The organism is Amycolatopsis sp. NPDC004368 (assembly GCF_053602515.1).
On the sequence record NZ_JBSGDT010000017.1, the window covers coordinates 112639 to 124822 of the forward strand.

Annotated in this window: 12 protein-coding genes; 7 read left to right on the top strand and 5 right to left on the bottom strand. The window is 71.2% G+C overall.

Annotated features, from left to right (window positions below; genetic code table 11):
* Positions 1–31 precede the first annotated feature (31 nt).
* Positions 32–619, top strand: coding sequence for a TetR/AcrR family transcriptional regulator (locus tag ACWEOE_RS23675; RefSeq protein WP_452012579.1), 588 nt, complete (start codon positions 32–34; stop codon positions 617–619).
* Positions 620–861: 242 nt separating this feature from the next.
* Here the strand turns inward: ACWEOE_RS23675 and ACWEOE_RS23680 are convergent, their stop codons facing one another.
* Positions 862–1419 (bottom strand): YceI family protein, encoded by a 558-nt coding sequence (locus ACWEOE_RS23680; protein ID WP_452012580.1) that lies wholly within the window; start codon positions 1417–1419, stop codon positions 862–864.
* Positions 1420–1536: 117 nt separating this feature from the next.
* On the opposite strand from ACWEOE_RS23680, the gene ACWEOE_RS23685 reads away from it, so the two are divergent.
* From ACWEOE_RS23685 to ACWEOE_RS23695, 3 genes are all read left to right on the top strand, one after another.
* On the top strand, positions 1537–2016 hold the full coding sequence (locus ACWEOE_RS23685) for a MarR family winged helix-turn-helix transcriptional regulator (RefSeq protein WP_452012581.1): 480 nt from the start codon (positions 1537–1539) through the stop codon (positions 2014–2016).
* Between the two features lie 29 nt (positions 2017–2045).
* Complete coding sequence (locus ACWEOE_RS23690) at positions 2046–3038, top strand: glutathione S-transferase family protein (protein ID WP_452012582.1); 993 nt, start codon at positions 2046–2048, stop codon at positions 3036–3038.
* Positions 3039–3145: 107 nt separating this feature from the next.
* The gene (locus ACWEOE_RS23695) at positions 3146–4060 is read left to right on the top strand and encodes a GlxA family transcriptional regulator (RefSeq protein ID WP_452012584.1); all 915 of its coding nucleotides are present in this window, start codon (positions 3146–3148) and stop codon (positions 4058–4060) included.
* Between the two features lie 16 nt (positions 4061–4076).
* Here ACWEOE_RS23695 and ACWEOE_RS23700 read toward each other — a convergent pair whose 3' ends face one another.
* From ACWEOE_RS23700 to ACWEOE_RS23710, 3 genes are all read right to left on the bottom strand, one after another.
* A complete protein-coding gene (locus tag ACWEOE_RS23700; protein ID WP_452012586.1) occupies positions 4077–4823 on the bottom strand; it encodes an SDR family NAD(P)-dependent oxidoreductase in 747 nt (248 codons plus the stop codon).
* 107 nt (positions 4824–4930) lie between these two features.
* Complete coding sequence (locus tag ACWEOE_RS23705) at positions 4931–5809, bottom strand: LysR substrate-binding domain-containing protein (RefSeq protein WP_452012587.1); 879 nt, start codon at positions 5807–5809, stop codon at positions 4931–4933.
* A 23-nt stretch (positions 5810–5832) separates the two neighbouring features.
* The gene (locus ACWEOE_RS23710; protein ID WP_452012589.1) at positions 5833–6498 is read right to left on the bottom strand and encodes an alpha/beta fold hydrolase; all 666 of its coding nucleotides are present in this window, start codon (positions 6496–6498) and stop codon (positions 5833–5835) included.
* Between the two features lie 152 nt (positions 6499–6650).
* Here ACWEOE_RS23710 and ACWEOE_RS23715 point away from each other — a divergent pair, with 152 nt between their 5' ends.
* Together ACWEOE_RS23715 and ACWEOE_RS23720 are read left to right on the top strand one after the other, a co-directional pair.
* Positions 6651–7577 (top strand): ATP-binding cassette domain-containing protein, encoded by a 927-nt coding sequence (locus ACWEOE_RS23715; RefSeq protein WP_452012590.1) that lies wholly within the window; start codon positions 6651–6653, stop codon positions 7575–7577.
* A complete protein-coding gene (locus tag ACWEOE_RS23720; protein ID WP_452012591.1) occupies positions 7574–8356 on the top strand; it encodes an ABC transporter permease in 783 nt (260 codons plus the stop codon). The genes ACWEOE_RS23715 and ACWEOE_RS23720 overlap by 4 nt, the downstream gene beginning before the upstream one ends.
* A 4-nt stretch (positions 8357–8360) precedes the next feature.
* Here the strand turns inward: ACWEOE_RS23720 and ACWEOE_RS23725 are convergent, their stop codons facing one another.
* Entirely contained in the window at positions 8361–11429 is a 3069-nt protein-coding gene (locus tag ACWEOE_RS23725) for a BTAD domain-containing putative transcriptional regulator (RefSeq protein WP_452012593.1), read from the bottom strand.
* 132 nt (positions 11430–11561) lie between these two features.
* On the opposite strand from ACWEOE_RS23725, the gene ACWEOE_RS23730 reads away from it, so the two are divergent.
* On the top strand, positions 11562–12176 hold the full coding sequence (locus ACWEOE_RS23730; RefSeq protein ID WP_452012595.1) for a hypothetical protein: 615 nt from the start codon (positions 11562–11564) through the stop codon (positions 12174–12176).
* The last annotated feature ends 8 nt before the right edge of the window (positions 12177–12184 follow it).

The window sequence follows — 12184 nt, forward strand, 5'->3', positions numbered from 1 at the left end:
AAATGGACCGGCAAGTCCAGAAGGGGGCCCCGTGACGATCACCAGCAAGGGCGCCGCGACCCGGCAGCGCATCGTCGAGGGCGCCGCCGCGCAGATCCGCGAGCACGGCGTGTTCGACACCACCCTCGACGACGTCCGCGCGCGCACCGGAACGAGCAAGAGCCAGCTGTTCCACTACTTTCCCGACGGCAAGGACGAACTGCTGCTGGCGGTCGCCGAGTTCGAGGCCGACCGCGTGCTCGGTTCGCAGCAGCCCTACCTCGGCGCGCTGCACACCTGGGAAGCCTGGCAGTCGTGGCGCGACACCGTGCTGGCGCACTACATCGAGCAGGGGCAGCACTGTCCCCTCAACGTCGTGATGTCCCAGGTCGGGCGCAACACGCCGGGCGCGCAGGCCGTGACGGCACGCCTGATGGAGCGCTGGCTCACCGAGCTCGCGGCGGGCATCCGCCACCTCCAGTCGGTGGGGGAGATCCGGCCGGCGGTCGACCCTTCCCGCGCGGCGTCGGCTTTGCTGGCCGGCGTGCAGGGCGGAGTGCTGATGCTGCTGTCCACGGGGTCGGCGGCGCACCTGGAAGCCGCGCTGGACGTGGGGATCGAGAACCTGCGCCAGAGCTGATCTCACTCGATCGGCTGTGGACGACCCGGCTCTGCGGTTGCTTGGCCAGCGGCTGCACGACGCTCCACTGCCCAAGACCGAACCCCACCACATGGGGACACCCCTCGGGAGGGTGGGGGCTGTGCGGGCGACGCGGGCCCCTCAACGATGTCTACGTTCGCCCTGCCCGAAAACGCCGACGGGCCGGCTCACCGAAGTGAGCCGGCCCTGCGCGACCCGGTCACCCGGGGCCTTCGACGAGGTCAGGCGTTCTTGACCGCCGAGACCTCGAACTCGAGGGTGACCTTGTCGGACACCAGCACGCCACCGGTTTCGAGGGCGGCGTTCCAGGTGATGCCGTAGTCCTTGCGGGAGATCGTGGTGGAGCCTTCGAAGCCGACGCGCTCGTTGCCGAACGGGTCCTTCGCCGAGCCCTCGAACTCGAAGGGGATGGTGATGGAGTTCGTGGTGCCCTTGATGGTCAGGTCGCCGGTCACGTCGAAGCTGACCTCACCGGTCTGGGCGATACCGGTGGACACGAAGGTGATCTCCGGGTACTCGTCCATGGCGAGGAAGTCGTTGCTGTGCAGGTGGTTGTCGCGGTCCGAGTTGCGGGTGTCGATGCTGCGGGCCTTGATGGTCACCTTGGCGCTGGACTTCGAGGGGTCGTCGCCGTTGATGGAGAAGCTGCCGTCGAACTCGTTGAACGAGCCGCGGACCTTGGTCACCATCGCGTGACGGGCGACGAAGCCGATGCGGCTGTGCGTCGGGTCGATGGTGTAGTTGCCGGTCAGCTGGGTGTACGTGGTCGCGCTGGTCATGTTTCCTGTTCCTTAGGTTGCTGTCCGAGCACCCGGAGGGCACTTGGTTGAGGGCTCAACAAGACTGTAGCCCACATAACCTGATTGCGCGAGCAAGTATTCCGGTAGACTACCCGGGTGGTTGAAAGAGACCCCCTGAGCAGGGAAGAAGAGGCGCTGTGGCGGCCCTTGATGCGGGTCGTCACCGTGTTGCCGCGGGTTCTCGAGGACCAGTTCGTGAACGAGACCGGCATCGCGATGACCGACTACGTCGTGCTCGTGTCCCTGTCCGAGGCCGAGGAGGGGTGGCTGCGGCTGTCCGACCTGGCCAAGGCCACGGCGCTGTCGCTCAGCCGCATCAGCCGTGTCGTCGACAGCCTGGTCAAGCGTGGCCTGGTGCAGAAGTCCAAGTGCGAGAGTGACGGCCGCGCGGCCAACGCCTCGCTCACCGACGCCGGCCGTGCGAAGCTCGCTGGGGCGTACCCGGGGCACCTGGCGAGGGTGCGCTCGCACCTGTTCGACCACCTGACCCCCGACGAGGTCCGCGGCGCGGGCCCGATCCTCGCGCGTCTGGCGGCGGCGCTGGAACCACCCGGCGCGCCGACGTGCCCGGAGTGACCGACCTTCCCTTCGACGAAAGTGGTGACATGAGCTCCGACAAGGGCGAGTTCAAGCGCGACCAGAACTACCTCCCCGACCGCATCACCGCCGACGGCCGCGACGGCTGGCCCGTGGAGCCCGGCCGCTACCGGCTCGTGATCGCCCGCGCGTGCCCGTGGGCCAACCGCGCGTCGATCGTGCGCCGGCTGCTGGGCCTCGAGGACGTGCTGTCCATGGGCATCTGCGGGCCGACGCACGACGAGCGCAGCTGGACGTTCGACCTCGACCCGGGCGGACGCGACCCGGTGCTCGGGATCGAGCGCCTGCAGGAAGCCTTCTTCAAGCGCGACCCGCAGTACCCGCGCGGCATCACCGTGCCGGCGATCGTCGACATCCCGACCGGCAAGGTCGTGACCAACGACTTCAAGCAGATGACGCTCGACCTGTCGCTGGAATGGCGCGCCCACCACCGCGAAGGCGCCCCGGACCTCTACCCCGAAGCCCTGCGCGGCGAGATCGACGACGTCGCCGAAAAGGTGTTCCGCGACGTCAACAACGGCGTGTACAAGGCCGGTTTCGCCGGATCGCAGGAGGCGTACGAGAAGGCGTACGACGCGCTGTTCGCCCGGCTCGACTGGCTCACCGAACGCCTCACGACCCAGCGCTACCTGGTCGGCGACACCATCACCGAAGCCGACGTGCGCTTGTTCACCACGCTCGTCCGCTTCGACGCGGTGTACCACGGCCACTTCAAGTGCAACCGCGAGAAGCTCACCGAGATGCCGGTGCTCTGGGCCTACACCCGCGACCTGTTCCAGACGCCCGGCTTCGGCGACACGATCGACTTCGACCAGATCAAGGAGCACTACTACGTGGTGCACCGCTCGATCAACCCGACCGGTGTCATCCCGGCCGGCCCCGACCTGTCGGGGTGGCTGACGCCGCACGGCCGTGAGGAGCTCGGCGGCCGTCCGTTCGGCGACGGCACCCCGCCCGCGCCGCCGATCGAGGGCGAGCAGGTGCCTCCGCTGGCGGCGTGACGGGTTTCGGTCACGCCGGGCCCACGAGGGCAGCACCCTTACCCGAGGTCTCCCCGGCCTGCGCTCGCACCACAGGCCGGGGAGACCTCGCCGGTAGCGTCGGCTGCATGACGAGGGTGGTGTTCCTGCTCGCACCTCAGGCGTACCTGCTGGACATCGCGGGCGCGGCTGACGTTTTTCTCGCCGCGCGCGAGCTGGGCCTGCCCTACGAGCTGGCCTACTTCGCCGAGGAACCCGACGTGCCCACGGCCGAAGGCCTGCCCGTTCGCGCGTCGACCCGCGCGCCCGTTCTGGGCCGCGACGACATCCTCATCGTCCCCGGTGGCGCCGGTTTCACTCCGGGAGTCGCGCCGGACCTGCGCCGCGGGCTGGACCTGCTGCGTGTCCACCACTCCGCCGGCGGCCTCGTCGCGAGTGTCTCCGCCGGCACCGTCGCCCTCGCCGAGGCGGGGCTGCTCGACGGCCACCGCTGCACCACCCACCACGACCTCCAGGACGACTTCGCCCTGCGTTACCCGGCCACCACCGTGGTCCGCGACGTGCTCTACGTCGTCGACGAGCGCGTCGCCACGTCCGCCGGCCGGGCCAGCGGCATCGACCTGGCGCTGCACCTGGTCGCCACCGCCCACGGACCGGGCGTCGCCGGACGCATCGCGCGCTCGCTGGTCATCTACGGGCGCCGCAACGGCCGGCAGCCCGCGACCGGCCTGCTGCGTCACCGCAACCACCTGTCCGACCTCGTGCACCGCCTGCAGGACGTGATCGAAACGCGGTACGCCGAGCCGTTGCGCCTCTCCTCGCTGGCGCGGGAACTCGGCTGCAGCGAACGGACCGTCACCCGGCACTTCGTGGACGCCGTCGGCATGACTCCCTTGCGGTACCAGCAAAAGCTGCGCCTCGAACACGCCGAGCACCTCCTGGCCGACGGTTCGACGCTGGAGGCCGCGGCCCGCAGTGCCGGGTTCGCGGACGCACGGTCCTTGCGCACGTTGCGCAAGTCCCCGCAGCTGCAGCACCAGTAGCCGGCTCTGGAATCCCTTACACCGCAACCCGTCCGCCGTCGACCGGCAGCACCGCGCCGTGGATGAAGCTCGCGCCGCCGGTCACCAGGAAGACGATCGCCGCCGCGATCTCGTCCGGGGCCGCCGGGCGTCCGGCCGGCGCGAGGGAAGCCAGCTGGTCCAGGCTCTCGCCCATCGCGGCCGTGCCGTCGGTGCGCGTCGGGCCGGGGCTCACGGCGTTCACACGCACCCCGCGCGGCCCGAACTCCGCGGACCACGATTTGGTGAGCAGCTCCACCGCCGCCTTGCTGGACCCGTACAGGCCCATCCCGGCCGCGCCGAACTCGGCGACCATGGTGGACACGTTCACGATCGACCCCGTGCCGCGTTCGGCCATCGCCGGCGCGAGTGCCGCGACGAGGAAGTACGGCGCCTTCACGTTCAGCGCGTACACCGAGTCGAAGTCCGGCTCGGTCGTGTTTTCGGTGGGGCCGAAGGGGAAGATGCCCGCGCTGTTGACCAGCACGTCCACCTGCCCGGTCACCGCGAGGGCGCGCGCGGCGAGGTCCTGGGCCGACGCGGCGTCGGCGAGGTCGGAGCCCAGGAACGCGGCCCGGCCACCTTCGGCGACGATCTCCTTCACCACCTGCTCGCCCCGGCCGGCGTCGCGGCCGCTCACGAGCACGTGCGCGCCGAGCTTGGCCAGCGCGACCGCCGTGGCGCGCCCGATGCCGCTCGTCGCGCCGGTGACCAGAGCGGTGGTTCCCGCCAGTTCTGCCGTCATTTCGTTCACTTCTCCCGAGTCCGCCGCGCGTGGGTGCGCGGTCGTCTCGTTCAAGCGAAACGGCCCGATCAGGCTTCCGACCTGGCGATACGGCTCCCTTATGGCGCCTATAAGGCGTCCAGCGCCGCCACCAGGTGCCCGAGGTCGCGGCGGTGCGAGGAGGCCGGCCACACGGCCCACGTCCGGCGCACGAGCGGCGCGCCGACGAGCGGGCACCAGGTGATGTGCTCGGGCACGGGCTGCGTCCAGCCGGGCGGGGCGAGGGTGAACGCGCCGCCCGCGCTCACCGCGGCGAACTTCAGCTCGGGGATCAGCGACTGGCCCGTCGACGGCCCGACCTCGAGGCCGTGGGACCGGAAGATGGCCACGATTTCGTCGTACCAGGCCGGGCTGCCTTCCCTCGCGAAGCCGACCCAGTCGAGGCCGGCCAGCGCGTCGAGCCGGACACCGTCGGGGCCCGCGAGCTCACCGGCTTGGTCTTTCGACAGCAGCACACCCAGCTTCTCTTCGAGCACCGGCATCGCGTCGAGCTCAGGGCCGACGGGGTGTTCGCGGACCAGGCCGAGCTCGAGATCTCCCTTGCGCAGCAACGCGAGCTGTCCCGCCGTCGACCCGTGGACCACCTGCACCCGCGTGTCCGGGAACGCGGCGGCCAGGTCGGCGAGCGCACGCGACAGGAGATCCGGTGGCAGTTCCAGCGGTATCCCCACCCGCAGCGGGTTGCCGGACGCGAGCCGCGTCACCGCGGCCACGGCCTGGTCGTGGCGTGCCAGCACGGCGCGCGCCTCGCTCGCCAAGGTCATCCCGGCTTCGGTGGGCTGGACACCGGCGTTCCCCCGGACGAGCAACTGCACCCCGAGCTGGCGTTCCAGCGCCTGCACGGTCTGCGTCACCGCCGGCTGGCTCACGTGCAACCGCCGCGCCGCCGCCGACAGCCCGCCCTCCTCGACCACCGCGACGAACGCGCGCATCTCCCTGATCTCCACGCCCTATCGCACCACGAACCGGCTCAGCCCGCGTCGAGCACGATGCGCAGGAGCTCCTCCGGGGCGTCGCGCATGACGTCGTGCTTGCCGTCGAGGGCGTGGACGTTCCACAGTGGATCGGTCAGGAGCCGTTCGTAGGTCGGCTGGAACGGCGACCCGCCGTCCCACTCCTTCGCATACACGTAATCGCGGCGGCGGAATCCGCTGAGGTCCCCGGAAAGCCGGATGGCCTGCAGGAACGACGCCAGCGGGTGCGCCGAGGCCCGGGGGTCGAAGAACGGCAGCGGTGGCACGGCGTACCCGGTCTCGGCGACGGTCAGGTACCACTCGCGCTGCCGGTCGTCGGTGAGCTGCCAGCAGGACTCGCCGTCGCGTGGCACGAACGCGTCCACGTACACCAGCGCGTCGACCAGGTCCGGCACGCGATCGGCGGCGCCGGTGATCACCATGCCGCCGTAGCTGTGGCCCACGAGCACGGCGTTCTCCACGCGCTCGGCCTCCAGTGTCCCGACGAGGTCTTCGATGTGCGTCTCGAGGTTGACGCCCGCGTGCAGCAGGTGCCGGCGCTCGCTGAGCCCGGTCAACGTCAGCGGCAGCACCCGGTGGCCGAGGTCGCGCAGCCGCGACGTGAGCCGGTCGAAGCACCAGCCACCGTGGCAGGCGCCGGGCACGAGCACATACGTCGTCATGGCGACCACGCTAAGGGCGGCTCGCGGACAAGTCCACGGGCTCGCCGTCGAAAAGCGCTGGTCCCGGCCGTGTCAGCGCGGTGTCAGCGTGAGCCCAGCCCCGTGTCAGGGCGATCGGCGACGGTGGGGCCACCACGGAGGGAGACCCGACCATGACGGCCATCACGGCGACCGGCTTGCGCAAGGCCTACGGCGACCAGACGGTGCTCGACGGCATCGACCTCGACGTCGCCGAAGGGAGCGTGTTCGCCCTGCTCGGGCCCAACGGCGCCGGCAAGACCACCACGGTGCAGATCCTGTCCACGCTGCTCGCGCCCGATGCCGGACACGTGCGCGTGGCCGGGCACGACCTCGCGACCGACCCGGAAGGCGTCCGGACCGCGATCGGCGTGACGGGTCAGTTCTCGGCCGTCGACGACCTGCTCACGGGCACGGAGAACCTGCGGCTCATGGCCGACCTGCACCACCTCGGCAAGGCCGCGGGCCGCCGGCGCGTCGTGGAGCTGCTGGAGCAGTTCGACCTGGCGGACGCGGGGCGCAAGCTCGTGTCCACGTACTCCGGTGGCCTGCGCCGGCGCCTCGACTTGGCGATGAGCCTCGTCGGTGTGCCGCGAATCATCTTCCTCGACGAGCCCACGACGGGACTCGATCCGCGCAGCCGCAGGACGATGTGGACGATCATCCGCCGGCTCGTGGCCGGGGGCGTCACGGTTTTCCTCACCACGCAGTACCTCGAGGAAGCCGACCAGCTCGCCGACCGCATCGCCGTGCTCGACCAAGGCCGGCTCGTCGCGCAGGGCACGGCCGAGGAGCTCAAGCGCCTGATCCCCGGCGGCCACGTGCGGCTGCGTTTCGACGACGCGACCACCGTGGCCGCGGCTGCGGGCCTGTTTCCCGACGGCACTCGCGACGACGACGCCCTCACCGTGAACGTCCCCAGCGACGGTGGCGTGCAGTCGCTGCGCGCCGTGCTGGACAAGCTCGATTCGGCTCGGCTGGAAGCCGCGGAGCTGTCCGTTCACCTGCCCGACCTCGACGACGTGTTCCTCGCCCTCACCGAACGGAGCGGCCTCCGATGACCTACGCCCTGCGCGACTCCTCGACGATGTTGCGCCGAAACCTCAAGCACATGCTGCGCTACCCGTCGATGACGATCCTGCTGCTGATCATGCCGGTGATCTTCCTGCTGCTGTTCGTGTACGTCTTCGGCGGCACCCTGGGCGCCGGCCTCGGTACGCCGGATGGCGGGCGCGCGGCCTACGTCAGCTACGTGACGCCCGGCATCGTGATCATGGCCATCGCCGGTGCGGTGCAAGGCACCTCGATCGCCGTGGCCATGGACATGACCCAGGGCATCATCGCCCGCTTCCGCACCATGGCCATCAGCCGCGGCGCGGTGCTGACCGGGCACGTGCTGGGCAGCATGATCCAGGCCATGCTGTGCGTGGCCGTGGTCCTCGGCCTGGCGTTCGCCATCGGGTTCCGCGCGGACGCGGATTTCGCCGGCTGGCTGGGGATCATCGGGATGCTCCTGCTGCTCTCGTTCGCACTCACCTGGTTCACGGTCGCGCTGGGGCTGGTGACGAAAAGCGTGGAGAGCGCGAGCAACCTGCCCATGCCGTTGATCCTGCTTCCCTTCCTGGGCAGTGGTTTTGTGCCCACGGACTCGATGCCGGCCGCGCTGCGGTGGTTCGCCGAGTACCAGCCGTTCACGCCCGTGATGGAGACGATCCGGTCGCTCATCCACGGCACGCCGGTCGGCTCGAACGCCTACCTCGCCGTGGGCTGGTGCGCAGTCATCGCGTTGGGTGGCTACCTGTGGGCGCGGAAACTGTTCAGCCGCAACATTGTTCGCTGATCCGTCAGCCGAGCACGGACTCCACGGCGGCGGTGAGCTCGGCCGCGTCGAACGCTTCCACCGCCTCGACGTCGACGATCTCCAGCAACCGCACCAGGTCCGGCTGCGAGCAGTCCGGCCCGCCGCGCAGGCCCTCGGCCGTCTTGAGCAACCGCGCCGCGTCCTCGACCCGGTCGAGCCGCACGGCCTGGTCCGCGACGCTCACCACGGCCTGGGCCAGGTACACCGCGTCTCCCGACGCCAGCCGCACCGCCTCGCGCCGCCGGCGTGCGGCGGAAGCCAGATCGCCGGCCTCGGCGTCCAGATATGCGCGCGACAGCTGCACCGTCGCCTGGAAAGACGGGTGTACCGACAGGTGGCGCAGCATCCCTTCGGCCCGGTCGAACTGGGCCCGCGCCCCGGCGGCGTCGCCGCGCCACCGCGCGATGTCCGCCTTGGCCTGCGTCAGACCGGCGAGCGCGTCCGGGTACACGACCACCGCGGCCTCGAGGTCGGCCTGGGCCAGCGCCGCGTCCACCGCCTCGACGTCGCCCAGCAGCCAGTGCAGCTGGGCCTGGCGCGCCCGCGCCCACAGCACGTCTTCGAGCGTGCCGATCTCGGAGACGACCGTGATGGCTTCGCCGTAGTACTCGATCGCGAGCCGCAGCTCGCCCCGGCGCGCCACGAGGTCGGCGAGGTTGCCCAGCGCCAGCGACGTGCCCCAGCGTTCGCCGATGAGCCGGAACAAGCGCACGGACTCGGCGATGTCGGCCTCGGCGGCGTCCTGCCCGCCGCCGCCGGCCAGCAACAGCTGGGCCCGGTTCAGCCGCGCCTGGGCCCGCAGCCACAGGTCGTCGTCCCGGATGAGTTCGTCCAAAGTGTCCAGTCGCGGTTGCGCGCCGGTCTTGAGACCGGAAAGCAGTTCGTGCAGCGACACCATGAATCGCAGCACGGGGTGGCGTTGGGTTTCCCCGCTCAGCTCCATCGCCGCGCGGAGGAACTCGTCGGCCGAGTCGAAATCGGCGAGGCCGGCCGTGACGAACACCGCGGCGAGCGCGTTGGCGGCGGCCCGGTCCTCGGCGGCGAGGTCACCCGGCACGGCCAGCGCCGTCGTGATCAGCTCCTGGCCCTCGCCCTTGTGCCCGGCCAGCAGCCAGAACCACGCGGCGGCGATCACGAGCCGCACGGCCATCGCCGCGTCGCCGGCGGCGATGCTGCCGCGGACCGCCGCGGCCAGATTGTCGTGGTCGGCGGTGAGCCGGGCGAGCCAGCCGAGCTGCTCGGCGCCGCGCAGGTGCGGGTCAGCCGTCTCGGCGAACCGCGCGAACCACTCCGCGTGCGCCTGCCGGACGGACTCCCGTTCGCCGGCTTCGTCGAGCCGTTCGGCCGCGTAGGCCTTGATCGTCTCCAGCATCCCGTAGCGCGGTTCGTCGGCGGAGGACACGACGAGAAGCGACTTGTCGACCAGGGCCGCCAGCAGGTCGGCGGCGTCCTCGATGCCCGACACGGCGGTCGCGGCCTCGGCCGTCGCGCCGCCGGAGAACACGGCGAGCCGGCGCAGCAGCGTGCGTTCGGCGTCCGAGAGCAGCTCCCAGCTCCAGTCGACAACCGCGCGCAGCGTGCGGTGCTGCGGCATCGCGGTGCGGCTGCCGGCGTTGAGCAGGCGGAACCGGTCATCGAGGCGCGCGGCCAGCTGGCCGATGGTGAGCGACCGCAGGCGGGCCGCCGCCAGCTCCACGGCCAGCGGCATCCCGTCGAGCGCGCGGCAGATGCGCGCGACGGCGTCGACGGTGGTTTCCGAAACCTCGAACCCGGGCCGGACCGCCGCGGCCCGGTCGGCCAGCAACCGCACCGATGCGCACTCCATGGCTTCCGCGACACTCGCGCCCTCCGGCGGCAGCGCCAGCGGGGCCACGGGCCACAACGCCTCACCCGTCACCGCGAGCGGCTCGCGGCTCGTCGCGAGGATCCGCAGGCGCGGGCACTCGCCCAGGAGCCGGTCGGCCAGCTCGGCGGCGGCGTCGACCACGTGCTCGCAGTTGTCCAGCACCAGCAGGGTTTCGCGGTCCCGCAGCACGCCGACCGCCCGGTCGGTCGCGGTCCCGCCGGTCACGAGCCCGAGCTGTCCCTGCTCGCGCAGGCCGAGCGCGCTGAGCACGGCCTGCGCCACGTCGGTGTCGGTCACCGGCGCGAGAGCCACGAACCAGACGTCGCCCGTGGTCCGGTCGAGCAGCGTGCGCGCGGTTTCCGTGGCCAGCCGTGTTTTCCCCGCACCACCCGGCCCGGTCAACGTGGTGAGCCGGTACTCGCCGACGAGCTTGCCGACCTGGTCGATGTCGGCGTCGCGCCCCACGAAACTCGTGAGCCCGGCCCGCAAATTGGTGCGTGCCTCGGTGTGCCGCTCCGGTGCGGACCCGCGCAGGATTTCGGTGTGCAGCGCGGAAAGCTGCTGGGACGGATCCGTGCCCAGCTCTTCGGCCAGGGCCTTGCGCACTCCCTCGAACACCGTCAGAGCTTCGGCCGGCCGCCCGGCGGCACACAGCGCGCGCATGAGCGCGGCGGCGAGCCCTTCGCGCAACGGGTGTTCCGCCAGCAATGTGGTGAGCTCCGCCGTCAGCTCTTCGCCGCCGCCTTGGCGGAGTACCGCCTCGGCGTGGTCTTCGGCCGCCCCGAGCCACAGCTCGGTGAGCCGAGCGAGCGGCGCCTGGAAGTACGCGCCGTCGGCGGCCACGGGACCACGCCACAGGTCGAGTGCCTCGCGCAGCAGCGTGCGGCTTTCGGCCGTGTGTCGCGCCCTCGCGACCAGCTCCTCGAACCGCGACACGTCCACGGTCGCCGTCAGCCGATACCCGCCCGACGTCGACTCGATCGCCACCCCGGCCCTGCGCAGCCGCGAGGCCAGCGCGTGCAATGCATTGGCCGTCGCGGGCGGACGCTCACCCCACACGGCGTCGACCAGCCGCGCCGCCGCCACCTCCCGGCCGGGCTCCAAGGCCAGCGCAATCAGCAACGCCCGCAGCCGCGCGCCCGCGATCTCCACGGGCGCGCCGTCGTCGGTCCGGACCTCCAGGGGGCCGAGCAAGCTGATCCGCACCACTCGATTCTGCCCGGTTCGGGCGCTCGGTGCGTCGGGGATATCCCCGGGTTCGGCCGGATTCGGACCGAAACCCGCGCGGCGGCGCTGGGCTGTCGGTAAGTTACAGTCCGTGAGCTTCCGAGGAGGACGATGAGATACTCACCGCAGCCGGGTGGCCAGTATCCGCAGCAGCCCTACGGCCGGCAGCCGTACCCGCCGCAACAGCCGTATCCGCAGCAGCCCTATCCGCCGCAGGCGTATGGCCAACAGCAGTACCCGCAGCAACCGTATCCGCCGCAGCAGTGGGCTCCCTCCGGTTACCCGCCACCGCCCGAGAAGAAGAGCCGCCTCTGGCTCTGGATTCCTTTGGGCCTCGTCGTGCTGCTGGCCGCCGGCGTCGCCGTCACTGGCTTCGTGGCTCCCGGGTTCTTCTTGAACAAGAACCACCCGGTCAGTGCCTCGCCGACCCTGCCGGAACCGCAGTTCATGACCGAACTGCTCGGCAAGCTCAACGCCCACGACCTCACCGGCGCCGCCGCGTACGTGTGCGAGTCGGCGGACGAGAGCCCGGCGTCGCTGGTGCAGGGGCACTTCGCGGACCCGAACGCGCGGAACTACCGCGTCTGGCAGACCGAGCCGCTGCACGAGACCACGCAGTTCGTGGACGTCTACTCCGACTACCCCGCAGCCTCGCCGCCCCGCAGCGCCACCTTCATGCTGCGCCAGGGCCCCGACGGCGGCTTCTGCCTGTTCGGCGTCATCTGACCGGCCAC

Bases quoted from the DNA above. Each gene is read 5' to 3' on its own strand.
- ACWEOE_RS23680 (WP_452012580.1), bottom strand. From the start codon at position 1,419: ATGACCAGCGCGACCACGTACACCCAGCTGACCGGCAACTACACCATC.
- ACWEOE_RS23690 (WP_452012582.1), top strand. From the start codon at position 2,046: ATGAGCTCCGACAAGGGCGAGTTCAAGCGCGACCAGAACTACCTCCCC.
- ACWEOE_RS23695 (WP_452012584.1), top strand. From the start codon at position 3,146: ATGACGAGGGTGGTGTTCCTGCTCGCACCTCAGGCGTACCTGCTGGAC.
- ACWEOE_RS23700 (WP_452012586.1), bottom strand. From the start codon at position 4,823: ATGACGGCAGAACTGGCGGGAACCACCGCTCTGGTCACCGGCGCGACG.
- ACWEOE_RS23710 (WP_452012589.1), bottom strand. From the start codon at position 6,498: ATGACGACGTATGTGCTCGTGCCCGGCGCCTGCCACGGTGGCTGGTGC.
- ACWEOE_RS23715 (WP_452012590.1), top strand. From the start codon at position 6,651: ATGACGGCCATCACGGCGACCGGCTTGCGCAAGGCCTACGGCGACCAG.
- ACWEOE_RS23720 (WP_452012591.1), top strand. From the start codon at position 7,574: ATGACCTACGCCCTGCGCGACTCCTCGACGATGTTGCGCCGAAACCTC.
- ACWEOE_RS23730 (WP_452012595.1), top strand. From the start codon at position 11,562: ATGAGATACTCACCGCAGCCGGGTGGCCAGTATCCGCAGCAGCCCTAC.